This window comes from Escherichia sp. HH26CH, from assembly GCF_009820205.1.
GTDB classification, from domain to species: Bacteria; Pseudomonadota; Gammaproteobacteria; order Enterobacterales; family Enterobacteriaceae; genus Escherichia; species Escherichia coli_F.
Window position 1 is genome coordinate 294,432 of record NZ_VNXM01000013.1, and the last position, 25,464, is coordinate 319,895.

At 52.8% G+C, this 25,464-nt stretch carries 21 protein-coding genes; 17 read left to right on the top strand and 4 right to left on the bottom strand.

The genetic code is table 11. From position 1 onward, the window contains the following. Nucleotides 1–12 precede the first annotated feature (12 nt). Both pta and ackA read right to left on the bottom strand, forming a co-directional pair. Complete coding sequence (gene pta / locus FQ015_RS06210; protein ID WP_000086716.1) at nt 13–2,157, bottom strand: phosphate acetyltransferase; 2,145 nt, start codon at nt 2,155–2,157, stop codon at nt 13–15. A gap of 74 nt (nt 2,158–2,231) precedes the next feature. Beyond that, nucleotides 2,232–3,434: an acetate kinase gene (ackA, locus tag FQ015_RS06215; protein ID WP_160523843.1), complete on the bottom strand. Its 1,203-nt coding sequence runs from the start codon at nt 3,432–3,434 to the stop codon at nt 2,232–2,234. Between the two features lie 337 nt (nt 3,435–3,771). Between ackA and yfbV the strand changes: the two genes are divergently transcribed. The 4 genes from yfbV (at nt 3,772) to FQ015_RS06235 (ending at nt 7,384) form a co-directional block, all read left to right on the top strand. Next, the gene (gene yfbV, locus FQ015_RS06220) at nt 3,772–4,227 is read left to right on the top strand and encodes a terminus macrodomain insulation protein YfbV (RefSeq protein ID WP_000106627.1); all 456 of its coding nucleotides are present in this window, start codon (nt 3,772–3,774) and stop codon (nt 4,225–4,227) included. A gap of 82 nt (nt 4,228–4,309) precedes the next feature. Further along, complete coding sequence (locus FQ015_RS06225) at nt 4,310–4,804, top strand: YfbU family protein (RefSeq protein WP_000426124.1); 495 nt, start codon at nt 4,310–4,312, stop codon at nt 4,802–4,804. Nucleotides 4,805–4,814: 10 nt separating this feature from the next. After that, entirely contained in the window at nt 4,815–5,465 is a 651-nt protein-coding gene (gene hxpA / locus FQ015_RS06230) for a hexitol phosphatase HxpA (protein WP_039021420.1), read from the top strand. 86 nt (nt 5,466–5,551) lie between these two features. After that, nucleotides 5,552–7,384: an SLC13 family permease gene (locus FQ015_RS06235; protein ID WP_001012889.1), complete on the top strand. Its 1,833-nt coding sequence runs from the start codon at nt 5,552–5,554 to the stop codon at nt 7,382–7,384. A 58-nt stretch (nt 7,385–7,442) separates the two neighbouring features. Here the strand turns inward: FQ015_RS06235 and yfbR are convergent, their stop codons facing one another. After that, entirely contained in the window at nt 7,443–8,042 is a 600-nt protein-coding gene (gene yfbR / locus FQ015_RS06240) for a 5'-deoxynucleotidase (RefSeq protein WP_000813867.1), read from the bottom strand. Between the two features lie 83 nt (nt 8,043–8,125). Further along, nucleotides 8,126–9,343, bottom strand: a complete 1,218-nt coding sequence (alaA, locus tag FQ015_RS06245) for an alanine transaminase AlaA (protein WP_000074527.1) — start codon at nt 9,341–9,343, stop codon at nt 8,126–8,128. Between the two features lie 919 nt (nt 9,344–10,262). Here alaA and lrhA point away from each other — a divergent pair. The 13 genes from lrhA (at nt 10,263) to nuoM (ending at nt 25,458) form a co-directional block, all read left to right on the top strand. Next, nucleotides 10,263–11,201, top strand: coding sequence for a transcriptional regulator LrhA (gene lrhA, locus FQ015_RS06250; RefSeq protein WP_000622290.1), 939 nt, complete (start codon nt 10,263–10,265; stop codon nt 11,199–11,201). Nucleotides 11,202–11,830: 629 nt separating this feature from the next. Next, nucleotides 11,831–12,274: an NADH-quinone oxidoreductase subunit NuoA gene (gene nuoA, locus FQ015_RS06255; RefSeq protein ID WP_000062997.1), complete on the top strand. Its 444-nt coding sequence runs from the start codon at nt 11,831–11,833 to the stop codon at nt 12,272–12,274. Nucleotides 12,275–12,289: 15 nt separating this feature from the next. Further along, complete coding sequence (nuoB, locus tag FQ015_RS06260) at nt 12,290–12,952, top strand: NADH-quinone oxidoreductase subunit NuoB (RefSeq protein ID WP_000386733.1); 663 nt, start codon at nt 12,290–12,292, stop codon at nt 12,950–12,952. Nucleotides 12,953–13,045: 93 nt separating this feature from the next. Further along, entirely contained in the window at nt 13,046–14,848 is a 1,803-nt protein-coding gene (nuoC, locus tag FQ015_RS06265) for an NADH-quinone oxidoreductase subunit C/D (RefSeq protein ID WP_000247885.1), read from the top strand. A 2-nt stretch (nt 14,849–14,850) separates the two neighbouring features. Further along, nucleotides 14,851–15,351, top strand: coding sequence for an NADH-quinone oxidoreductase subunit NuoE (gene nuoE, locus FQ015_RS06270; RefSeq protein ID WP_000545042.1), 501 nt, complete (start codon nt 14,851–14,853; stop codon nt 15,349–15,351). After that, nucleotides 15,348–16,685 (top strand): NADH-quinone oxidoreductase subunit NuoF, encoded by a 1,338-nt coding sequence (nuoF, locus tag FQ015_RS06275; RefSeq protein WP_000789502.1) that lies wholly within the window; start codon nt 15,348–15,350, stop codon nt 16,683–16,685. Before nuoE ends, nuoF begins: the two co-directional genes overlap by 4 nt. Before the next feature lie 52 nt (nt 16,686–16,737). Next, entirely contained in the window at nt 16,738–19,464 is a 2,727-nt protein-coding gene (gene nuoG, locus FQ015_RS06280; RefSeq protein ID WP_160523844.1) for an NADH-quinone oxidoreductase subunit NuoG, read from the top strand. Continuing rightward, nucleotides 19,461–20,438 (top strand): NADH-quinone oxidoreductase subunit NuoH, encoded by a 978-nt coding sequence (nuoH, locus tag FQ015_RS06285; protein WP_000118503.1) that lies wholly within the window; start codon nt 19,461–19,463, stop codon nt 20,436–20,438. The genes nuoG and nuoH overlap by 4 nt, the downstream gene beginning before the upstream one ends. A gap of 14 nt (nt 20,439–20,452) precedes the next feature. Continuing rightward, on the top strand, nt 20,453–20,995 hold the full coding sequence (nuoI, locus tag FQ015_RS06290) for an NADH-quinone oxidoreductase subunit NuoI (RefSeq protein WP_000172749.1): 543 nt from the start codon (nt 20,453–20,455) through the stop codon (nt 20,993–20,995). Between the two features lie 11 nt (nt 20,996–21,006). Further along, nucleotides 21,007–21,561 carry an NADH-quinone oxidoreductase subunit J gene (nuoJ, locus tag FQ015_RS06295; RefSeq protein WP_000393511.1) on the top strand — a complete coding sequence of 185 codons (555 nt, stop codon included), beginning with the start codon at nt 21,007–21,009 and terminating at the stop codon, nt 21,559–21,561. Further along, nucleotides 21,558–21,860 (top strand): NADH-quinone oxidoreductase subunit NuoK, encoded by a 303-nt coding sequence (gene nuoK, locus FQ015_RS06300; protein WP_000612644.1) that lies wholly within the window; start codon nt 21,558–21,560, stop codon nt 21,858–21,860. Before nuoJ ends, nuoK begins: the two co-directional genes overlap by 4 nt. After that, on the top strand, nt 21,857–23,698 hold the full coding sequence (gene nuoL / locus FQ015_RS06305; protein ID WP_001056607.1) for an NADH-quinone oxidoreductase subunit L: 1,842 nt from the start codon (nt 21,857–21,859) through the stop codon (nt 23,696–23,698). The genes nuoK and nuoL overlap by 4 nt, the downstream gene beginning before the upstream one ends. 230 nt (nt 23,699–23,928) lie before the next feature. Then, on the top strand, nt 23,929–25,458 hold the full coding sequence (gene nuoM / locus FQ015_RS06310; RefSeq protein ID WP_105277986.1) for an NADH-quinone oxidoreductase subunit M: 1,530 nt from the start codon (nt 23,929–23,931) through the stop codon (nt 25,456–25,458). Nucleotides 25,459–25,464: the final 6 nt, after the last annotated feature.

The following is a 25,464-nucleotide window of genomic DNA, read 5'->3' on the forward strand; positions in this document are numbered from 1 at the left end:
ATGATGACGAGATTACTGCTGCTGTGCAGACTGAATCGCAGTCAGCGCGATGGTGTAGACGATATCGTCAACCAGTGCGCCACGGGACAGATCGTTAACCGGCTTGCGCATACCCTGCAGCATCGGCCCGATGGAGATCAGATCGGCAGAACGTTGTACCGCTTTGTAAGTGGTGTTACCGGTGTTCAGATCCGGGAAGATGAACACGGTAGCGCGACCAGCAACCGGAGAATTCGGCGCTTTGGATTTCGCAACGTCAGCCATTACCGCAGCGTCGTACTGCAGCGGACCGTCGATCATCAGGTCAGGACGTTTTTCCTGCGCCAGACGAGTTGCTTCGCGAACTTTCTCTACGTCGCTACCTGCACCAGAAGTACCGGTGGAGTAGGAGAGCATTGCAACGCGCGGTTCGATACCGAAGGCCGCGGCGGAATCAGCGGACTGAATCGCGATTTCTGCCAGCTGTTCTGCGGTCGGATCCGGGTTGATCGCACAGTCACCGTAAACGTAAACCTGTTCCGGCAGCAGCATGAAGAACACGGAAGATACCAGGGAGCTACCCGGTGCAGTTTTGATCAGCTGCAGCGGCGGACGAATGGTGTTTGCGGTGGTGTGAACAGCACCGGAAACCAGACCGTCAACTTCATCCTGTTCCAGCATCAGCGTACCGAGAACCACGTTGTCTTCCAGCTGTTCGCGGGCAACGGTTTCGGTCATGCCTTTGTTCTTACGCAGTTCAACCAGGCGGCCAACATAGCTTTCGCGAACCACTTCTGGATCGACAATTTCAATGCCAGCACCCAGTTCTACGCCCTGAGATGCTGCAACGCGGTTGATCTCAGCCGGGTTACCCAGCAGTACGCAAGTTGCGATACCACGTTCAGCACAGATAGCGGCTGCTTTAACGGTACGCGGTTCGTCACCTTCCGGCAGCACGATACGTTTGCCCGCTTTGCGCGCCAGTTCGGTCAGCTGATAACGGAACGCTGGCGGAGACAGACGACGGCTGCGCTCGGAAGTGGCAGTCAGAGAGTCAATCCAGTCAGCGTTGATGTAGTTAGCAACGTATTCCTGAACTTTCTCGATACGCTCGTGATCGTCAACCGGAACTTCGAGGTTGAAGCTCTGCAGGCTCAGAGAAGTCTGCCAGGTGTTGGTATTCACCATAAATACCGGCAGGCCGGTAGCGAAAGCACGTTCGCACAGTTTGGAAATGCGCGCGTCCATTTCGTAGCCGCCAGTCAGCAGCAGGGCACCGATTTCTACGCCGTTCATGGCAGCCAGGCAAGCTGCAACCAGTACGTCAGGACGGTCTGCGGAAGTTACCAGCAGAGAACCGGCACGGAAGTGCTCCAGCATGTGCGGAATGCTGCGTGCGCAGAAAGTGACAGATTTCACGCGACGAGTGTTGATATCGCCTTCGTTGATGATGGTGGCGTTCAGGTGGCGAGCCATATCGATCGCACGGGTCGCGATCAGATCAAAGCTCCATGGCACCGCGCCGAGAACCGGCAGCGGGCTGGATTCTTGCAGCTTCGCCGGATCAACATTGTTTACTTTTGCTTTGGAAGAGTCGTCGAAAATCTCGGACAGATCCGGGCGAGTACGACCCTGTTCATCAACCGGTGCGTTCAGTTTGTTAACGATAACGCCAGTGATGTTGGTGTTTTTTGCACCACCGAAGCTGTTGCGAGTCAGTTCGATACGCTCTTTCAGCTGTTCCGGGGTGTCAGTGCCCTGAGACATAACGAAGACGATTTCCGCGTTCAGCGTTTTAGCGATTTCGTAGTTCAGAGACTGGGCAAACTGATGCTTACGTGTCGGGACCAGACCTTCAACCAGAACGACTTCAGCGTCTTTGGTGTTAGCGTGGTAGTTCGCGACGATCTCTTCCATCAGCACATCTTTCTGATTGCTGGAAAGCAGACCTTCAACGTAGCTCATTTTCAGCGGTTCAGCGGCTGTCGTGGTGGAAGAGTTCGCACGCACGATAGTCGTGGTCTGATCGGGCGCATCGCCACCGGTACGCGGCTGAGCGATAGGTTTGAAAACGCTCAGACGAACGCCTTTGCGTTCCATTGCACGGATCACGCCAAGGCTGACGCTGGTCAGACCGACGCTGGTTCCGGTAGGGATCAGCATAATAATACGGGACACGGTTTATCCTCTTTCGTTACCGCCGGTTTGGCGGGTTACAAAACAGCACCGCCAGCTGAGCTGGCGGTGTGGAATCAGGCGGTCAAGCGGCAGGCGTCTTGCGCGATAACCAGCTCTTCGTTGGTCGGAATCACAACAGCAGGGCGGGTGCCTTCTTTGTTGATGAAACCAGATTTGCCGAAACGTGCAGCCAGGTTGCGCTCATGATCAACTTCAAAGCCCAGCACGCCCAGTTTGCCCAGAGACAGTTCACGAACCATCGCGGCATTTTCACCGATACCACCGGTGAATACAACAGCGTCCAGACGACCATCCATCAGCGCGGTGTAGGCACCGATGTATTTCGCCAGACGGTGGCAGTAAACGTCCATTGCGCGCTTCGCGTCTTCTTTTGTCGCGTAGTTGTCTTCAACATAACGGCAGTCGCTGGTGACTTCGGTCAGACCCAGCAGGCCAGACTCTTTGGTCAGCATTTTGTTGATTGCGTCAACGCTCATGCCCAGAGTGTCGTGCAGGTGGAAGATGATCGCAGGATCGATATCGCCAGAGCGAGTACCCATTACCAGACCTTCCAGCGGGGTCAGACCCATAGAGGTGTCAACGCATTTACCGTTGCGGATAGCAGAAACGGAACCACCGTTACCCAGGTGGCAGGTGATGATGTTCAGCTCTTCTACCGGTTTGTTCAGCATTTTTGCCGCTTCCTGGGTTACATAGAAGTGGCTGGTGCCGTGCGCGCCGTAACGACGGATGCCGTGCTCTTTGTACAGGTTGTACGGCAGGGCGTAGAGGTAAGACTCTTCCGGCATAGTCTGGTGGAACGCGGTGTCAAATACAGCAACGTTTTTGTCTTTCAGCTGAGGGAAAGATTTCAGTGCTTCTTCGATACCGATCAGGTGAGCCGGGTTGTGCAGCGGTGCAAAAGAAGCTGCATCTTTGATACCCTGAATAACAGACTCATCGATCACTACGGAGCTGGTATACTTTTCGCCGCCGTGTACGATACGGTGACCGATAGCGGTCAGCTGCGCAGACAGTTCTGGTTTTTGTGCCAGAATAGTATTAACGATAAAGTTGAGCGCTTCGCTGTGAGCGGCGCCTGCACCTAAAGCCGCTTCCTGTTTATTGCCGTCCATTTTCCATTTGATACGTGCTTCGGGCAGGTGGAAACATTCGGCTAAACCAGAAAGGTGCTCTTCACCATTCACTGCATCGATGATTGCAAATTTCAGTGAAGAACTACCGCAGTTCAGAACCAGTACTAACTTACTCGACATGGAAGTACCTATAATTGATACGTGGCTAAAAAAACGTCAGGGAGCCATAGAGCGTAGCGCATGATGACACTGACATTTATGATTAACATCATGCACTGCAAATTTTTTTTGCATGATGGAAGAAATATCTTGAGTCTATGCCATTTTGCGTAATTTTCAGCCAATGGCATAATGTATATGAATTTGACGACTCAATGAATATGTACTACTTAGGCCTTCAGGCTGCTAAAGGATACCTGATAGTGGGTATGGAAGACAAAATGTTTTGAACGTTGTCCCGCTGAGTTGTGAATTTGCACAAATTTTTGAATCTTTATATGTGAAGTTGAGGTGAAGCATGTCAACGCCGGATAATCGTTCTGTTAATTTTTTTAGCTTGTTTCGCCGGGGACAGCATTACTCAAAGACGTGGCCGCTGGAAAAACGCCTTGCCCCAGTCTTTGTCGAAAATCGCGTTATCAAGATGACGCGCTATGCGATCCGTTTTATGCCGCCAATCGCCGTATTTACTCTCTGCTGGCAGATTGCCCTGGGCGGTCAACTGGGCCCGGCAGTTGCCACTGCGCTGTTCGCCTTAAGTTTACCCATGCAGGGACTATGGTGGCTGGGCAAGCGTTCTGTAACGCCATTACCTCCTGCAATCCTTAACTGGTTTTATGAAGTTCGCGGTAAATTGCAAGAGTCTGGACAGGTGTTGGCACCCGTTGAAGGCAAGCCTGATTACCAGGCATTAGCTGACACGCTTAAGCGTGCCTTCAAACAACTGGATAAAACTTTCCTTGATGATTTGTAATTGACCCCTGATTACGCATATAAAAGAAGGCATACTCAGCCTTCTTTTTTTTCACCGTAGTAGAGTGATACAGGAGTCAACAATGGAAATGACCAACGCGCAACGTCTTATTTTGTCTAACCAGTACAAAATGATGACTATGCTTGATCCGGCAAATGCTGAACGTTACCGTCGCCTGCAAACAATCATTGAGCGTGGTTATGGATTACAGATGCGTGAACTGGATCGCGAGTTTGGCGAGCTGAAAGAAGAAACCTGCCGCACTATCATCGACATTATGGAGATGTATCATGCGTTGCATGTGTCCTGGTCTAATTTGCAGGACCAGCAGTCCATCGATGAACGTCGTGTCACCTTCCTCGGCTTTGACGCCGCCACTGAAGCACGTTACCTCGGTTATGTCCGCTTTATGGTTAATGTGGAAGGGCGCTATACCCATTTTGACGCCGGAACTCACGGTTTTAACGCCCAGACGCCAATGTGGGAAAAATATCAGCGCATGCTTAATGTGTGGCATGCCTGCCCGCGTCAGTACCATTTGAGCGCCAACGAAATTAATCAAATTATCAACGCCTGAGGAGGCCCATGTGCGGTGCAAAGGTTTTCTGTTTGATCTTGATGGAACGCTGGTGGACTCCCTGCCTGCGGTAGAACGGGCGTGGAGCAACTGGGCCAGACGTCATGGGTTAGCGCCGGAAGAGGTGCTGGCTTTCATTCACGGTAAACAGGCCATCACCTCTTTGCGCCATTTTATGGTGGGCAAATCCGAGGCAGACATTGCTGCCGAATTTACGCGTCTGGAGCAAATCGAGGCCACGGAAACCGAAGGTATTACCGCACTTCCGGGGGCAGTCGCTTTACTCAATCATCTGAATAAAGTGGGGATTCCATGGGCCATTGTGACGTCTGGCTCCATGCCCGTAGCGCGAGCGCGCCACAAAATAGCCGGACTTCCCGCACCAGAGGTGTTTGTGACCGCTGAGCGGGTGAAGCGCGGAAAACCAGAGCCTGATGCGTATCTCTTAGGCGCGCAGTTGTTGGGGCTTGCGCCGCAAGAGTGTGTGGTGGTGGAAGATGCTCCCGCTGGCGTGCTTTCAGGCCTGGCGGCGGGTTGTCATGTAATTGCGGTTAACGCTCCGGCAGATACCCCGCGCCTGAATGAGGTCGATTTAGTCCTCCACAGTCTGGAGCAAATTACTGTGACCAAACAGCCAAATGGCGATGTTATTATTCAGTGAAACACCTGATCATGATTTAGCCCCGTCTCGTCGGGGCTTTTTTATGGCAGAATCAAGTCATCCCCCTCAATTAACAAGGATAAGTTGTGAACGGTGAATTGATTTGGGTTCTTTCATTACTGGCCGTTGCCATCGTCTTGTTTGCGACGGGCAGAGTGCGTATGGATGCGGTCGCTTTGTTTGTTATTGTCGCGTTTGCATTAAGCGGAACGCTGACGGTCCCCGAAGTATTTTCCGGCTTTTCCGATCCTAACGTTGTCCTGATTGCCGCCTTGTTCATTATTGGCGATGGTTTGGTCCGTACCGGTGTTGCCACCGTAATGGGGACATGGCTGGTCAAAGTGGCGGGTAACAGTGAAATCAAAATGTTGGTTTTGTTGATGCTGACCGTCGCGGGCCTCGGCGCATTTATGAGTTCAACCGGTGTTGTCGCTATCTTTATTCCCGTGGTGTTAAGCGTTGCCATGCGTATGCAAACGTCGCCGTCGCGCCTGATGATGCCGTTAAGTTTTGCCGGGCTGATAAGCGGCATGATGACGCTGGTGGCGACGCCGCCGAACCTGGTAGTCAACAGTGAATTGCTGCGTGAAGGCTATCATGGTTTTAGTTTCTTTAGCGTAACACCTATTGGCCTGGTCGTGCTGGTGCTGGGTATTTTGTATATGTTAGTGATGCGTTTCATGCTGAAAGGGGATACCCAGACCCCACAGCGCGAAGGCTGGACGCGTCGAACCTTTCGCGATCTTATCCGTGAATATCGACTGACCGGGCGTGCGCGTCGTCTGGCTATTCGCCCCGGTTCGCCAATGATTGGTCAACGACTGGACGATCTCAAATTACGTGAGCGTTATGGTGCTAACGTCATCGGTGTTGAACGCTGGCGGCGTTTTCGTCGCGTTATCGTGAATGTTAACGGGGTTTCTGAATTTCGCGCGCGTGACGTTTTGCTTATTGATATGTCTGCGGCTGATGTCGATCTCCGGCAATTCTGTAGTGAGCAATTGCTGGAGCCGATGGTACTGCGCGGCGAGTATTTTTCTGATCAAGCCCTTGATGTGGGCATGGCAGAGATTTCATTAATTCCTGAGTCAGAACTTATTGGCAAATCGGTGCGCGAAATTGGTTTTCGTACCCGTTACGGACTGAATGTGGTGGGGCTAAAGCGCAATGGCGAGGCGATGGAAGGTTCGCTGGCGGATGAGCCTCTGCTGCTGGGCGATATCATCCTGGTTGTGGGTAACTGGAAACTGATCGGTATGCTGGCAAAACAGGGGCGTGACTTTGTGGCGCTGAACTTACCCGAAGAGGTGAGTGAAGCATCGCCAGCACACAGTCAGGCACCTCATGCCATTTTTTGCCTGGTGTTGATGGTAGCGTTAATGCTTACCGATGAAATCCCTAATCCTGTTGCCGCTATCATCGCCTGCCTGCTGATGGGGAAATTCCGTTGTATCGATGCTGAAAGCGCCTATAAATCCATTCACTGGCCGAGCATTATTTTGATCGTTGGGATGATGCCGTTTGCTGTGGCATTACAGAAAACGGGAGGTGTCGCGCTGGCGGTGAAAGGGCTGATGGACATTGGCGGAGGTTACGGGCCACATATGATGCTGGGTTGTTTGTTTGTCTTGTCGGCGGTTATTGGGCTATTTATCTCTAATACCGCAACGGCGGTGTTGATGGCTCCGATTGCGCTGGCTGCTGCCAAAACGATGGGTGTGTCGCCTTATCCATTTGCGATGGTCGTGGCGATGGCAGCATCCGCCGCCTTTATGACACCGGTTTCTTCACCTGTTAACACACTGGTTTTAGGCCCGGGAAATTACAGCTTCAGTGACTTTGTGAAGTTGGGGGTACCGTTCACCATTATCGTGATGGCGGTTTGTGTGGTGATGATCCCGATGCTGTTTCCGTTTTGACAAGAGCCTGATGTCGCATCCGGCGCTTATTGCCTGATGCGACGCAGACTCCGGCTGCTTACAGCGGTGAATCCTGGCTAATCTCATCGAGCGAAAGATGGAAGCTGGGAACAAAGACTTCCATGAAGTAGTCCATCTCCTGGCTGCGGCGCGCTTCAAGCGTCGCTTCCAGTCGCGTTTTTGCCAGCAAGAATTCATTATTTCCCGCCGCGAGTTCTTCCAGACATTTCAGATATGCACACAGTGCATCTGCCTGTTTCACCAGAGATTTCTCTTCATCGCTGTATGCATGCTCGTCAATTAACGGCGCAAAGATATCCTGCAGCTCTTCCGGAACCATATCGACCAGTTTTTGCTGAGCGATTTTTTCAATAGCCTTGTATTCCTGAGCGATTTGCGAATTGAAGTATTTCACCGGAGTAGGGAGATCGCCGGTGAGAACTTCTGAGACATCGTGGTACATCGCCAGTAAAGCGATACGTTCGGCGTTGACATTACCGCCAAATTTACGATTTTTGATAGCTGCCAGCGCATGGGCGACCATCGCTACCTGCAAACTGTGTTCGGACACATTTTCCGTCCGCACGTTGCGCATTAGTGGCCAGCGGTTAATGAGTTTCAGGCGGGAGAGATGGGCAAAAAAATGGCTCTGTTTCATAGTGACCTTACGTATGATGACATCATCAGGTCATTGTGGCGGGATAACACTGCCGGATGCAATCTCCGGCAGTGAAATTAAGATTACAGCTGATGATAACCAGAAAGGAAACGCGCGAACTTACTCAAAGACAGCTCGATATCATCAACACGTGGTAGTGTGACAATGCGGAAGTGATCCGGCCACGGCCAGTTGAATGCTGTCCCTTGAACCAGCAGGACTTTTTCCTGCAACAGGAAATCCAGCACCATTTTCTGGTCGTCGTGAATGTTAAAGCGTTTAGCGTCGATTTTCGGGAACATATACAGCGCACCGCGCGGTTTCACGCAGGAAACGCCCGGAATGTCGTTGATCAATTCCCACGCGCGGTTACGCTGCTCATAAAGACGCCCGCCGGGAGTAATAAATTCACTGATGCTCTGATAACCGCCTAGTGCGGTCTGAATGGCGTGTTGCGCAGGAACGTTAGCACACAGGCGCATTGAAGCCAGCATTTCCAGACCTTCGATGTAACCTTTGGCGTGTTTTTTCGGCCCGTTCAACACCATCCACCCCTGACGGAAGCCTGCAACGCGGTACGTTTTCGACAATCCGTTAAAGGTAATGGTCAGCAGATCAGGTGCCAGCGGCGCAATTGAGTGATGCTCAGCGTCGTCGTAGAGAATTTTGTCATAAATTTCATCGGCGAAGATAATGAGATTATGCTGACGTGCAATCTCCACAATCTCCATTAAAAGCTCTTTGGAATATACCGCGCCGGTTGGGTTATTTGGGTTGATAATAACGATCCCACGCGTACGAGGCGTAATTTTAGCGCGAATATCATCAAGGTCCGGGAACCAGTCAGAGGATTCATCGCAAAGATAATGCACCGCTTTACCGCTGGAGAGCGAAACCGCCGCGGTCCATAGTGGGTAATCAGGTGCAGGAACCAACATTTCGTCCCCGCTGTTCAGCAATGCCTGCATTGCCTGAACGATAAGCTCCGATACACCATTGCCGATGTAAATATCTTCCACGGTAACATCACGCATGCCACGAGCCTGGTAGTGCTGCATGATGGCTTTACGCGCGGAGTAAAGCCCTTTGGAATCGCAATACCCTTGAGCGGTAGGCAGGTTGCGAATCACGTCAACGAGGATTTCATCTGGCGCGTCAAAACCGAACGGGGCAGGATTGCCGATGTTCAGTTTCAGTACCTTGTTACCTTCTTCTTCCAGGCGTTTTGCTTCTTTCAGCACCGGACCACGGATGTCGTAACAGACATTCTCTAATTTGCTGGATTTTTCAATGGGGGACATGAATCTTGACCTTTTTTGCTGTTATCGCCACTCCCTGCCGTGGAAGTCAGCTTAGAACAATGTACTCCCCCAGGACGGCGTTTTGAAGGTCTGCAGAATAAGATTTTGCCAGAGGGGAAGGCTTGATTGTGCTGTTAATAACTTAATAATGGCAAAATAATGAGATGTATATGCTTAATAATTAATGTTATGTAGTTAATTGTTCTGATTCTTAATTGTGAGTGTGGTTTTTTTATCTGTAAGATAATTGTTTGAAAATGCCTCGTTTAAGAATTCACTAATGAATCGTGATGATGATATTTCCGCATTACGGAGAGTTTAACAGCGTGATGATTTCCGAGGTGTCGTAATGGGTGCAAGGTGTGAAACTATTGTTAAGCGGGATTAATGAATGAGGATGATGCTAATTAATTATTATTTAATATTCAAAAAGGTTTTGTTGTGCTTATTAATAATAGAAGATTACTTTGCCTAACATAACATAACTTTGCATCAGATAATTCGCAATGACCCTTATAAATAAAAGGTTTTTGGGGTAAAATGCTCGCATAAATGACGGATCCCTGCTCTTGATGCCGCCTCACCATTGCTGTTTGTACGTGTTCGCGTATGACCAGCGATGCTGCACGAGAGTGGAACAAGGACTCACATTTACATTTATACAAACACGCGCATGTCATAAATACAAAAGAGTGAGTAACTTAATAGATATGCGATTCCTGAAGATATATTCTGTGATCTACTTCAGGCATTATAACGGAACAATGTGAGTCGCTTTTTTAGTGCAACTCATATGCATTTTTACTTTCGTCCGGGTTCCGGATGAAACTGCCAGGGAGGCACATTACAAATGGAATTGCTTGTTTGTGTGTGCACAGCATTAACCAGCTCAGTACGAGCCGCCAGTAAGTGATAATATATGATAAGTGCAAATCGTCCGATAATTAACCTCGACCTCGATCTGCTGAGAACATTTGTTGCTGTTGCCGATCTGAACACTTTTGCTGCCGCAGCTGCCGCTGTGTGTCGTACTCAGTCCGCCGTAAGTCAGCAAATGCAGCGTCTGGAACAACTCGTTGGGAAAGAACTGTTCGCTCGTCACGGTCGCAACAAACTGTTAACTGAACATGGCATTCAACTTCTTGGTTACGCCAGGAAAATCCTGCGTTTTAATGATGAGGCCTGCTCATCATTAATGTTCAGCAATCTTCAGGGCGTGTTAACTATCGGTGCTTCAGATGAATCTGCCGATACGATCTTACCTTTCCTGTTAAATCGCGTGAGTTCGGTTTATCCGAAACTAGCGCTGGATGTCCGCGTTAAACGTAATGCCTATATGGCAGAAATGCTGGAATCCCAGGAAGTGGATTTGATGGTAACCACCCATCGTCCTTCAACGTTTAAGGCATTGAACCTGCGTACCTCGCCAACACACTGGTACTGCGCAGCGGAATACGTATTGCAAAAAGGCGAGCCGATCCCTCTTGTATTGCTGGATGATCCTAGCCCGTTTCGCGATATGGTGCTGGCGACGCTTAATAAAGCAGATATTCCATGGCGACTGGCTTATGTCGCCTCGACGCTTCCGGCCGTTCGTGCGGCAGTGAAAGCCGGTCTTGGCGTGACGGCAAGGCCGGTCGAGATGATGAGTCCAGACCTGCGTGTGCTGAGTGGAGTAGATGGCTTACCGCCGCTACCCGATACCGAATATTTGCTGTGCTATGACCCGTCCAGTAATAATGAGCTGGCCCAGGTGATCTATCAGGCGATGGAGAGCTACCATAATCCGTGGCAATACAGCCCAATGTCTGCTCCGGAAGGCGATGACTCATTGTTAATTGAAAGGGATATCGAGTAATCGACGGACCATAGATAATTTCTAAGACAATAGTGTAAAAACGAGCCGCTGGGGGTGTTTTAAACCCCAGCGGCTTTTTTTTAGTAAAAAGCCTTCCTCGTATCGTGCAGAACGCACAAAACTGTTCATTTTTCAATCACCAGAGATTCACGTCCCGAACGCACAAATAATCGCCTGAAAAAAATCACCTGCTACAATGATGTTAAAAAATACGTAAATTTGTTGCTGCGTTTTTGTTATGGAATGACAAAAGCGTGTCACAGATCAAGAAAATACTCTCTTTTGGGGGGAGGAATCGACACAAATTCCTGTCAAAATAGACCCGTATTTTTTCCATTGCTTCACAACGGACACGATTCAACAACATCTAATTATCCTGGAGTCGTCAAGGATCTGGGGTGAAAGGGCATTAAATGCTAATGGTGTTGATATTATGTAAACTAATGTGAAGAAACTTTTGTTAAAGTTGACAAAAGGTTATAAAAAGGAGTAAAAGACCACATCAATTAGCTGTATAAAAGAGTTTCTACAGTGATTGTAAGGTTTTTTTTATTCCTCCCCATGAATCGATGTGGCGTCCATCTGCCGTGAAGAGCAGTGAATCTGGCGCTACTTTTGATGAGTAAGCAATGAGTATGTCAACATCCACTGAAGTCATCGCTCATCACTGGGCATTCGCTATCTTTCTTATCGTTGCCATTGGCCTGTGTTGCCTGATGCTGGTAGGCGGTTGGTTTTTAGGCGGTCGCGCACGCGCGAGGTCGAAAAACGTTCCGTTTGAATCAGGTATCGACTCGGTCGGCTCCGCCCGCTTACGCCTGTCCGCCAAGTTTTATCTGGTGGCCATGTTCTTCGTTATCTTCGACGTTGAAGCGCTGTATCTGTTCGCATGGTCAACTTCTATCCGCGAAAGCGGCTGGGTAGGCTTTGTGGAAGCTGCAATTTTTATTTTTGTGTTACTGGCAGGTCTGGTTTATCTGGTGCGTATTGGCGCGCTGGACTGGACGCCCGCGCGTTCACGCCGCGAGCGTATGAACCCGGAAACGAACAGTATCGCTAATCGTCAACGCTAACCGCGAGGCATTAAGATGGATTATACGCTCACCCGCATAGATCCCAACGGTGAGAACGACCGTTACCCCCTGCAAAAGCAGGAGATCGTAACCGACCCTCTGGAGCAAGAAGTTAACAAAAACGTGTTTATGGGCAAGCTCAATGACATGGTTAACTGGGGTCGTAAAAACTCAATTTGGCCGTATAACTTCGGTCTTTCCTGCTGTTACGTTGAGATGGTGACTTCGTTTACCGCGGTGCATGACGTGGCACGTTTTGGCGCAGAAGTATTGCGTGCTTCGCCGCGTCAGGCTGACCTGATGGTGGTTGCAGGAACCTGCTTTACCAAAATGGCACCGGTTATTCAGCGTCTGTATGACCAGATGCTGGAACCAAAATGGGTTATCTCAATGGGTGCCTGTGCCAACTCTGGCGGTATGTACGATATTTATTCCGTTGTGCAGGGCGTCGATAAATTCATTCCGGTTGATGTGTATATCCCGGGCTGCCCGCCACGTCCTGAAGCGTACATGCAGGCACTGATGCTGTTGCAGGAATCTATCGGTAAAGAACGTCGTCCGCTCTCCTGGGTGGTTGGCGATCAGGGCGTTTATCGCGCCAATATGCAATCAGAGCGCGAACGCAAGCGCGGTGAACGCATTGCCGTAACCAACCTGCGTACACCTGACGAGATTTAATTTGCGCCTGTCGGCAAAGGGATTTTTCTTCGCTTATTCCTAAATCTATTTCGCGAAGCTTACTGCGCCGACAGTCACCACGGACCATTTGCAATGGTGAACAATATGACCGACTTAACCGCGCAAGAACCCGCCTGGCAGACCCGCGATCATCTTGATGATCCGGTGATTGGCGAACTGCGCAACCGTTTTGGGCCGGATGCCTTTACTGTTCAGGCGACTCGCACCGGGGTTCCCGTTGTGTGGATCAAGCGTGAACAATTACTGGAAGTGGGTGATTTCTTAAAGAAACTGCCGAAACCTTACGTCATGCTGTTTGACTTACACGGCATGGACGAACGTCTGCGCACACACCGCGAAGGGTTACCTGCCGCGGATTTTTCCGTTTTCTACCATCTGATTTCTATCGATCGTAACCGCGACATCATGCTGAAGGTGGCGCTGGCAGAAAACGACCTGCACGTACCGACCTTCACCAAGCTGTTCCCGAACGCTAACTGGTATGAGCGTGAAACCTGGGATCTGTTTGGCATTACTTTCGATGGTCACCCCAATTTGCGCCGCATCATGATGCCGCAAACCTGGAAAGGTCACCCGCTGCGTAAAGATTACCCGGCGCGCGCTACCGAATTCTCGCCGTTTGAGCTGACCAAAGCCAAACAGGATCTGGAGATGGAAGCCCTGACCTTCAAACCGGAAGAGTGGGGGATGAAGCGCGGCACCGAAAATGAAGACTTCATGTTCCTCAACCTCGGTCCGAACCACCCGTCGGCGCACGGTGCTTTCCGTATCGTTTTGCAACTCGATGGCGAAGAGATTGTCGACTGCGTACCAGACATCGGTTACCACCATCGTGGTGCGGAGAAAATGGGCGAGCGCCAGTCATGGCACAGCTACATTCCGTATACCGACCGTATCGAATATCTCGGTGGCTGTGTTAACGAGATGCCGTATGTACTGGCGGTAGAGAAACTGGCCGGGATCACCGTACCAGATCGCGTTAACGTCATTCGCGTAATGCTTTCTGAGCTGTTCCGCATCAACAGCCACCTGCTGTATATCTCGACCTTTATTCAGGACGTCGGCGCGATGACGCCAGTGTTCTTCGCCTTTACCGATCGTCAGAAAATTTACGATCTGGTGGAAGCAATCACGGGTTTCCGTATGCACCCGGCGTGGTTCCGTATTGGCGGCGTAGCGCACGACCTGCCGCGCGGCTGGGAGCGCCTGCTGCGTGAGTTCCTCGACTGGATGCCGAAACGTCTGGCGTCTTATGAGAAAGCGGCGCTGCAAAACACGATTCTGAAAGGCCGTTCCCAGGGCGTAGCCGCCTACGGCGCGAAAGAGGCGCTGGAGTGGGGCACCACTGGCGCGGGCCTGCGTGCTACCGGGATCGACTTCGATGTGCGTAAGGCGCGCCCTTATTCTGGCTATGAAAACTTCGACTTTGAAATCCCGGTTGGTGGTGGTGTTTCTGACTGCTACACCCGCGTAATGCTGAAAGTGGAAGAATTGCGTCAGAGTCTGCGCATTCTTGAGCAGTGCCTCAACAACATGCCGGAAGGCCCGTTCAAAGCGGATCACCCGCTGACCACGCCGCCGCCGAAAGAGCGCACGCTGCAACATATCGAAACCCTGATCACCCACTTCCTGCAAGTGTCGTGGGGGCCGGTGATGCCTGCCAATGAATCTTTCCAGATGATTGAGGCGACCAAAGGGATCAACAGTTACTACCTGACCAGCGACGGCAGCACCATGAGTTATCGCACCCGTATCCGTACGCCGAGTTATGCGCATTTGCAGCAAATTCCGGCGGCGATCCGCGGCAGCCTGGTGTCTGACCTGATTGTTTATCTGGGCAGTATCGATTTTGTTATGTCAGATGTGGACCGCTAATTATGCACGAGAATCAACAACCACAAACCGAGGCTTTTGAGCTGAGTGCGGCTGAGCGTGAAGCGATTGAGCACGAGATGCACCACTACGAAGACCCGCGTGCGGCGTCCATTGAAGCGCTGAAAATCGTTCAGAAACAGCGTGGATGGGTGCCAGACGGCGCGATCCACGCGATCGCTGACGTTCTGGGTATTCCCGCAAGTGATGTCGAAGGCGTGGCTACTTTCTACAGCCAGATCTTCCGCCAGCCGGTTGGTCGCCATGTGATCCGTTATTGCGACAGCGTGGTCTGTCACATTAACGGTTACCAGGGCATTCAGGCGGCACTGGAGAAAAAACTGAACATCAAACCAGGGCAAACGACGTTTGACGGTCGCTTTACGCTGCTGCCAACTTGCTGCCTGGGGAACTGCGACAAAGGGCCAAACATGATGATCGATGAGGACACTCACGCGCATCTGACCCCAGAAGCGATTCCTGAACTGCTGGAGCGGTATAAATGAAAAACATTATCCGTACTCCCGAAACGCATCCGCTGACCTGGCGTCTGCGTGATGACAAACAGCCAGTGTGGCTGGACGAATATCGCAGCAAAAACGGTTACGAAGGAGCGCGTAAGGCGCTGACCGGGCTGTCTCCGGACGAGATCGTCAATCAGGTTAAAGACGCTGGCCTGAAAGGGCGCGGCGGTGCGGGCTTCTCGACTGGCCTGAAATGGAGCCTGATGCCGAAAGACGAATCCATGAACATCCGTTACCTGCTGTGTAACGCCGATGAAATGGAGCCGGGCACTTATAAAGACCGCCTGCTGATGGAGCAACTGCCGCACCTGCTGGTGGAAGGTATGCTCATTTCCGCATTTGCGCTGAAAGCTTATCGTGGCTACATCTTCTTGCGTGGCGAATATATCGAGGCGGCAGTGAATCTGCGCCGTGCCATTGCCGAAGCCACCGAAGCAGGGCTGCTTGGCAAAAACATTATGGGAACAGGTTTCGATTTCGAACTGTTCGTCCATACCGGGGCAGGGCGCTACATCTGCGGGGAAGAAACAGCGTTAATCAACTCCCTGGAAGGGCGTCGCGCTAACCCACGCTCGAAGCCCCCCTTCCCGGCAACCTCTGGCGTTTGGGGCAAACCGACCTGTGTCAACAACGTCGAAACCCTGTGTAACGTTCCGGCGATCCTCGCTAACGGCGTGGAGTGGTATCAGAACATCTCGAAAAGCAAAGATGCTGGCACCAAGCTGATGGGCTTCTCCGGTCGGGTGAAAAATCCGGGCCTGTGGGAACTGCCGTTCGGCACTACCGCACGCGAGATCCTCGAAGATTACGCCGGTGGTATGCGTGACGGCCTGAAATTCAAAGCCTGGCAGCCTGGCGGTGCGGGCACTGACTTCCTGACCGAAGCGCACCTTGACCTGCCGATGGAATTCGAAAGTATCGGTAAAGCGGGCAGCCGTCTGGGTACGGCGCTGGCGATGGCGGTTGATCACGAGATCAACATGGTGTCGCTGGTGCGTAACCTGGAAGAGTTTTTCGCCCGTGAGTCCTGCGGCTGGTGTACGCCGTGCCGCGACGGTTTGCCGTGGAGCGTGAAAATTCTGCGCGCGCTGGAGCGTGGCGAAGGTCAGCCGGGCGATATCGAAACACTTGAGCAACTGTGTCGATTCTTGGGTCCGGGTAAAACTTTCTGTGCCCACGCACCTGGTGCAGTGGAGCCGTTACAGAGCGCCATCAAATATTTCCGCGAAGAATTTGAGGCGGGAATCAAACAGCCGTTCAGCAATACCCATTTGATTAATGGGATTCAGCCGAACCTGCTGAAAGAGCGCTGGTAACCGAATTTCGATTAACGCTCAGTCTCTGACTGAGAAAACTGGAAGCATGCTAATGGCTACAATTCATGTAGACGGCAAAGAATACGAGGTTAACGGAGCGGACAACCTGCTGGAAGCTTGTCTGTCTCTGGGCCTTGATATTCCTTACTTTTGCTGGCATCCGGCGCTGGGAAGCGTCGGTGCTTGCCGCCAGTGTGCGGTGAAGCAATACCAAAACGCGGAAGACACGCGTGGTCGCCTGGTGATGTCCTGTATGACACCGGCTTCCGATGGCACCTTTATTTCCATTGACGACGAAGAAGCGAAACAGTTCCGTGAAAGCGTGGTCGAGTGGTTGATGACCAACCACCCGCACGATTGTCCGGTATGTGAAGAGGGCGGTAACTGCCATCTTCAGGATATGACCGTGATGACCGGACACAGCTTCCGTCGCTACCGTTTCACCAAACGTACCCACCGCAATCAGGATCTGGGGCCGTTCATCTCTCACGAAATGAACCGTTGCATCGCCTGCTACCGCTGCGTGCGTTACTACAAAGATTACGCTGACGGTACAGATCTGGGCGTTTACGGTGCACATGACAACGTCTACTTCGGTCGCCCGGAAGACGGCACCCTGGAAAGCGAATTCTCCGGTAACCTGGTCGAAATTTGCCCGACCGGCGTATTCACCGACAAAACGCACTCCGAGCGTTATAACCGTAAATGGGATATGCAGTTTGCGCCGAGCATCTGCCAGCAATGTTCCATCGGCTGTAACATCAGCCCCGGCGAGCGTTATGGCGAACTGCGTCGTATCGAAAACCGTTACAACGGTACGGTAAACCACTACTTCCTCTGCGACCGAGGTCGTTTCGGTTACGGCTACGTCAACCTGAAAGATCGTCCGCGTCAGCCAGTACAGCGTCGTGGCGATGATTTCATTACCCTCAACGCCGAACAGGCAATGCAGGGCGCGGCAGATATTCTGCGTCAGTCGAAGAAAGTCATCGGCATCGGTTCTCCGCGTGCCAGCGTGGAAAGCAACTTTGCGCTGCGTGAGCTGGTGGGCGAAGAAAACTTCTATACCGGTATCGCTCACGGTGAGCAGGAACGTCTGCAACTGGCGCTAAAAGTTCTGCGCGAAGGCGGCATTTATACTCCGGCTCTGCGCGAAATCGAATCTTACGATGCGGTACTGGTGCTGGGCGAAGACGTTACCCAGACCGGCGCGCGCGTCGCGCTGGCAGTGCGTCAGGCGGTGAAAGGTAAAGCGCGCGAAATGGCAGCAGCACAGAAAGTGGCTGACTGGCAGATTGCGGCAATCCTCAACATCGGTCAACGTGCGAAGCATCCGCTGTTTGTGACTAACGTTGATGACACCCGTCTGGATGATATCGCGGCGTGGACTTACCGCGCACCGGTTGAAGATCAGGCGCGTTTAGGTTTTGCCATCGCCCATGCGCTGGATAACTCTGCACCAGCGGTTGACGGTATCGAACCTGAGCTGCAAAGCAAAATCGACGTCATCGTGCAGGCACTGGCTGGTGCGAAGAAACCGTTAATTATCTCCGGGACGAACGCTGGTAGCGCTGAAGTGATTCAGGCTGCGGCTAACGTCGCGAAAGCCCTGAAAGGTCGCGGCGCTGACGTCGGTATCACCATGATTGCCCGCTCTGTCAACAGCATGGGGTTGGGCATTATGGGCGGCGGTTCGCTTGAAGAAGCGTTGACCGAACTGGAAACAGGACGCGCCGACGCGGTGGTGGTGCTGGAGAACGATCTGCATCGTCACGCTTCCGCTACCCGCGTGAATGCTGCGCTGGCGAAAGCGCCGCTGGTGATGGTGGTTGACCATCAACGTACGGCGATCATGGAAAACGCCCATCTGGTGCTTTCCGCCGCCAGCTTTGCTGAAAGCGACGGTACGGTGATCAACAACGAAGGCCGCGCCCAACGTTTCTTCCAGGTTTACGATCCGGCTTATTACGACAGCAAAACTGTGATGCTGGAAAGCTGGCGCTGGCTGCACTCGCTGCACAGCACCCTGCTGAGCCGTGAAGTGGACTGGACGCAGCTCGACCATGTGATTGACGCTGTTGTGGCGAAAATCCCGGAACTGGCAGGTATCAAAGATGCTGCGCCGGATGCGACATTCCGTATTCGTGGGCAGAAACTGGCCCGTGAGCCGCACCGTTACAGCGGTCGTACCGCCATGCGCGCCAACATCAGCGTTCATGAGCCGCGTCAGCCGCAGGATATTGACACCATGTTCACCTTCTCGATGGAAGGTAACAACCAGCCGACCGCGCACCGTTCGCAAGTGCCGTTTGCCTGGGCGCCGGGCTGGAACTCCCCGCAGGCGTGGAACAAATTCCAGGACGAAGTGGGCGGCAAACTGCGCTTTGGCGATCCGGGCGTGCGTCTGTTTGAAGCCAGCGAAAACGGTCTGGATTACTTCACCAGCGTACCGGCACGCTTCCAACCGCAGGACGGGAAATGGCGTATCGCGCCGTACTACCACCTGTTTGGCAGCGATGAATTGTCACAGCGTGCTCCGGTCTTCCAGAGCCGTATGCCGCAACCGTACATCAAACTCAACCCAGCGGATGCCGCGAAGTTGGGAGTGAACGCGGGTACACGCGTCTCCTTTAGTTACGATGGCAACACGGTCACGCTGCCGGTTGAAATCGCCGAAGGACTGACGGCAGGGCAGGTGGGCTTGCCGATGGGCATGTCCGGCATTGCTCCGGTGCTGGCTGGCGCGCATCTTGAGGATCTCAAGGAGGCACAACAATGAGTTGGATATCACCGGAACTGATTGAGATCCTGCTGACCATCCTCAAAGCGGTGGTGATCCTGCTGGTGGTTGTCACCTGCGGGGCATTCATGAGCTTTGGCGAACGTCGCCTGCTGGGTCTGTTCCAGAACCGTTACGGACCTAACCGTGTTGGCTGGGGCGGTTCGCTCCAGCTGGTCGCGGACATGATCAAAATGTTCTTTAAAGAAGACTGGATCCCGAAATTCTCGGATCGCGTCATCTTTACCCTGGCACCGATGATTGCCTTTACCTCGCTGCTGCTGGCCTTTGCGATTGTGCCAGTCAGCCCTGGTTGGGTAGTTGCCGACCTGAATATCGGGATTTTGTTCTTCCTGATGATGGCCGGTCTGGCGGTTTACGCGGTGCTGTTTGCGGGCTGGTCAAGTAACAACAAATACTCGCTGCTGGGTGCGATGCGTGCTTCTGCGCAGACCCTGAGCTACGAAGTGTTCCTCGGGCTTTCCCTGATGGGCGTGGTGGCGCAGGCCGGTTCATTCAACATGACCGACATCGTTAACAGCCAGGCGCACGTGTGGAACGTCATCCCGCAATTCTTTGGTTTTATTACCTTTGCCATCGCGGGCGTGGCGGTGTGTCACCGTCACCCGTTTGACCAGCCGGAAGCCGAGCAGGAACTGGCGGATGGTTACCACATTGAATATTCCGGCATGAAGTTCGGTCTGTTCTTCGTGGGCGAATACATCGGGATTGTGACCATCTCCGCATTGATGGTGACGCTGTTCTTCGGTGGCTGGCAAGGCCCGTTCTTACCGCCATTCATCTGGTTCGCGCTGAAAACCGCGTTCTTTATGATGATGTTCATTTTGATTCGTGCGTCGTTACCGCGTCCGCGTTATGACCAGGTAATGTCCTTCGGCTGGAAAATCTGCCTGCCGCTGACGCTGATCAACTTGCTGGTAACGGCGGCTGTCATTCTCTGGCAGGCGCAATAAGGGGCACTAAGACCATGACCTTAAAAGAATTGTTAGTAGGTTTCGGCACCCAGGTTCGTAGTATCTGGATGATCGGCCTGCACGCGTTCGCCAAACGCGAAACGCGAATGTACCCGGAAGAGCCGGTCTATCTGCCGCCCCGTTATCGTGGTCGCATCGTTCTGACCCGCGACCCGGACGGCGAAGAGCGTTGCGTAGCCTGTAACCTCTGCGCGGTAGCCTGCCCGGTCGGCTGTATCTCGCTGCAAAAAGCAGAAACCAAAGACGGTCGCTGGTATCCGGAATTTTTCCGCATCAACTTCTCACGCTGCATTTTCTGTGGTCTGTGCGAAGAAGCCTGTCCGACCACGGCGATTCAGTTAACCCCGGATTTCGAAATGGGGGAATACAAGCGCCAGGATCTGGTTTATGAGAAAGAGGATCTGCTGATCTCCGGTCCGGGCAAATACCCGGAATATAACTTCTACCGGATGGCAGGTATGGCAATCGACGGCAAAGATAAGGGCGAAGCAGAGAACGAAGCCAAGCCTATCGACGTCAAGAGCCTGTTACCGTAAGGAGAGGGGCAATGGAGTTCGCTTTTTATATCTGTGGCCTGATAGCCATACTTGCGACCTTGCGAGTGATCACCCATACCAATCCGGTACATGCATTGCTGTACCTGATTATTTCGCTGCTGGCGATTTCCGGGGTGTTCTTCTCACTGGGCGCTTACTTCGCCGGTGCGCTGGAAATTATCGTCTACGCGGGTGCCATTATGGTGCTGTTCGTGTTCGTGGTGATGATGCTCAACCTGGGCGGTTCGGAAATCGAACAGGAACGCCAGTGGCTGAAACCGCAGGTGTGGATTGGTCCGGCAATTTTGTCAGCCATCATGCTGGTGGTGATTGTTTACGCCATTCTCGGTGTTAACGATCAGGGTATCGACGGTACGCCAATCAGTGCTAAAGCAGTGGGTATTACGCTGTTCGGGCCTTACGTACTGGCGGTGGAACTGGCTTCTATGCTGCTGCTGGCTGGTCTGGTTGTGGCCTTCCACGTCGGTCGTGAAGAGCGTGCGGGTGAAGTGCTGAGCAATCGTAAAGACGACAGCGCGAAAAGAAAAACGGAGGAGCACGCATGATCCCCTTACAACATGGACTGATCCTCGCGGCAATCTTATTCGTTCTTGGCTTAACCGGTCTGGTTATCCGTCGCAATCTGCTCTTTATGCTGATTGGTCTGGAAATCATGATTAACGCCTCTGCGCTGGCCTTTGTGGTCGCCGGAAGCTACTGGGGTCAGACCGACGGTCAGGTGATGTACATTCTCGCCATCAGCCTCGCGGCGGCGGAAGCGAGTATCGGCCTTGCGCTGCTGCTGCAACTTCACCGTCGTCGCCAGAACCTGAACATCGATTCAGTAAGTGAGATGCGCGGATGAACATGCTTGCCTTAACCATTATTTTGCCATTGATTGGCTTCGTCCTGCTGGCGTTCTCCCGTGGGCGCTGGTCTGAAAATGTCTCGGCGATCGTGGGCGTAGGCTCTGTGGGCCTGGCGGCGCTGGTAACCGCCTTTATCGGCGTTGACTTCTTCGCTAACGGCGAGCAGGCATACAGCCAGCCGCTGTGGACATGGATGTCGGTAGGCGACTTTAACATCGGTTTCAATCTGGTGCTGGACGGCCTGTCGCTGACCATGCTCTCGGTGGTCACCGGTGTCGGTTTCCTTATTCACATGTACGCCTCCTGGTATATGCGTGGTGAGGAGGGCTACTCTCGCTTCTTCGCCTACACCAACCTGTTCATCGCCAGCATGGTGGTTCTGGTTCTTGCCGACAACCTGCTGCTGATGTACCTCGGCTGGGAAGGCGTGGGCCTGTGCTCCTATCTGTTGATCGGTTTCTATTACACCGATCCGAAGAATGGCGCAGCGGCAATGAAAGCGTTTGTCGTGACCCGTGTGGGTGACGTGTTCCTCGCTTTCGCGCTGTTCATTCTCTACAACGAACTGGGCACCCTGAACTTCCGTGAAATGGTGGAACTGGCACCCGCGCACTTTGCTGACGGCAATAACATGCTGATGTGGGCGACGCTAATGCTGCTGGGCGGTGCGGTTGGTAAATCTGCGCAGCTGCCGTTGCAGACATGGCTTGCCGACGCGATGGCGGGCCCGACGCCTGTCTCCGCGCTGATCCACGCTGCAACAATGGTAACCGCGGGTGTCTACCTGATCGCCCGTACCCACGGCCTGTTCCTGATGACACCAGAAGTTCTGCATCTGGTGGGTATTGTCGGGGCAGTTACGCTGCTGCTGGCCGGTTTTGCCGCGCTGGTACAGACCGACATCAAACGTGTTCTCGCTTACTCCACCATGAGCCAGATTGGCTACATGTTCCTCGCGCTTGGCGTACAGGCATGGGATGCGGCGATTTTCCACTTGATGACCCACGCGTTCTTTAAAGCGCTGCTGTTCCTGGCATCCGGTTCCGTCATTCTGGCCTGCCATCACGAACAGAACATCTTCAAGATGGGCGGTCTGCGTAAATCTATTCCGCTGGTTTATCTCTGCTTCCTGGTGGGTGGTGCAGCACTGTCGGCACTGCCGCTGGTTACTGCGGGCTTCTTCAGTAAGGATGAGATCCTCGCGGGTGCGATGGCGAATGGTCATATCAATCTGATGGTGGCAGGTCTGGTCGGTGCGTTTATGACCTCTCTCTACACCTTCCGTATGATTTTCATCGTCTTCCACGGGAAAGAACAAATTCACGCTCACGCCGTGAAAGGGATTACTCACAGCCTGCCGCTGATTGTGCTGCTGATCCTTTCCACCTTCGTTGGCGCACTGATTGTACCGCCGCTGCAGGGCGTGCTTCCGCAAACTACGGAACTAGCGCACGGCAGCATGTTGACCCTGGAAATTACCTCTGGCGTGGTCGCGGTGGTTGGTATTCTGCTGGCAGCCTGGCTGTGGCTGGGTAAACGTACTCTGGTGACCTCCATCGCCAACAGTGCGCCGGGCCGTCTGCTGGGTACCTGGTGGTACAACGCCTGGGGCTTTGACTGGCTGTACGACAAAGTGTTCGTCAAGCCGTTCCTGGGTATTGCCTGGTTGCTGAAACGCGATCCGCTGAACTCAATGATGAACATCCCGGCGGTTCTCTCGCGCTTTGCGGGTAAAGGTCTGCTGTTCAGTGAGAACGGCTACCTGCGCTGGTATGTGGCATCCATGAGCATCGGTGCGGTCGTGGTGCTGGCACTGTTGATGGTACTGCGTTGAGTTGTTGGCTGAGTGAATATACCCGGCGTTGCGCCGGGTCTGTGAACTAAGAATAAATTTTAGGTAACTGTTCCTGAAGTACAGGCGTCATCGGCGAAGTCAGACCGGATACCGCCAGCGCACAGCAACCGGAGCGTACTTAAGTACGTGAGGATTGCGAGCACTGCCGGGATTCGGGCTGGCGAGTGAGATAGCCTGAGCAGGAGTAAATATAAGGGACATACTTAGCTATGTTATTACCCTGGTTAATACTAATCCCCTTTATTGGCGGCTTCCTGTGCTGGCAGACCGAACGCTTTGGCGTCAAGGTGCCACGCTGGATCGCGCTGATCACCATGGGATTGACGCTGGCGCTGTCGCTGCAACTGTGGTTGCAGGGCGGTTATTCACTGACGCAATCTGCCGGAATTCCGCAGTGGCAGTCTGAATTCGACATGCCGTGGATCCCGCGTTTTGGTATCTCTATTCATCTCGCCATTGATGGTCTGTCGCTGCTGATGGTCGTGCTGACCGGTCTGCTCGGCGTGCTGGCGGTACTTTGTTCGTGGAAAGAGATCGAAAAATATCAGGGCTTCTTCCACCTCAACCTGATGTGGATCCTGGGCGGCGTTATCGGCGTGTTCCTTGCCATCGACATGTTCCTGTTCTTCTTCTTCTGGGAAATGATGCTGGTGCCGATGTACTTCCTGATCGCACTGTGGGGGCATAAAGCTTCTGACGGTAAAACGCGTATCACGGCGGCAACCAAGTTCTTCATTTACACCCAGGCGAGTGGTCTGGTGATGTTGATTGCTATCCTGGCGCTGGTTTTTGTTCACTACAATGCGACCGGCGTCTGGACCTTCAATTATGAAGAGCTGCTGAATACGCCGATGTCTAACGGCGTGGAATACCTGCTGATGCTGGGCTTCTTCATCGCATTTGCGGTGAAAATGCCGGTGGTTCCGCTGCATGGCTGGCTGCCGGATGCGCACTCTCAGGCACCGACTGCCGGTTCCGTTGACCTCGCGGGGATCTTGCTGAAAACCGCCGCTTACGGTTTGCTGCGTTTCTCTCTGCCACTGTTTCCGAACGCGTCGGCAGAGTTCGCGCCAATCGCCATGTGGTTGGGTGTTATCGGCATCTTCTACGGTGCGTGGATGGCCTTCGCCCAGACCGATATCAAACGTCTGATCGCCTACACCTCGGTTTCCCACATGGGCTTCGTGCTGATTGCTATCTACACCGGCAGCCAGTTAGCCTACCAGGGCGCGGTCATTCAGATGATTGCTCACGGCTTGTCGGCGGCGGGTCTGTTTATTCTCTGCGGTCAGCTTTATGAACGTATCCACACCCGCGATATGCGCATGATGGGCGGTCTGTGGAGCAAAATGAAATGGCTGCCAGCACTGTCGCTGTTCTTTGCAGTGGCAACGCTTGGGATGCCAGGCACCGGTAACTTCGTCGGCGAATTTATGATCCTGTTCGGCAGCTTCCAGGTTGTCCCGATGATTACCGTTATCTCTACCTTCGGGCTGGTCTTTGCTTCTGTTTATTCGCTGGCGATGCTTCATCGAGCTTACTTCGGTAAAGCGAAAAGCCAGATTGCCAGCCAGGAACTGCCAGGGATGTCGCTGCGTGAGCTGTTTATGATCCTGTTGCTGGTGGTGCTGCTGGTACTGCTGGGCTTCTATCCGCAGCCGATTCTGGATACCTCGCACTCCGCGATTGGCAATATCCAGCAGTGGTTTGTTAATTCCGTTACTACTACAAGGCCGTAAATCGCC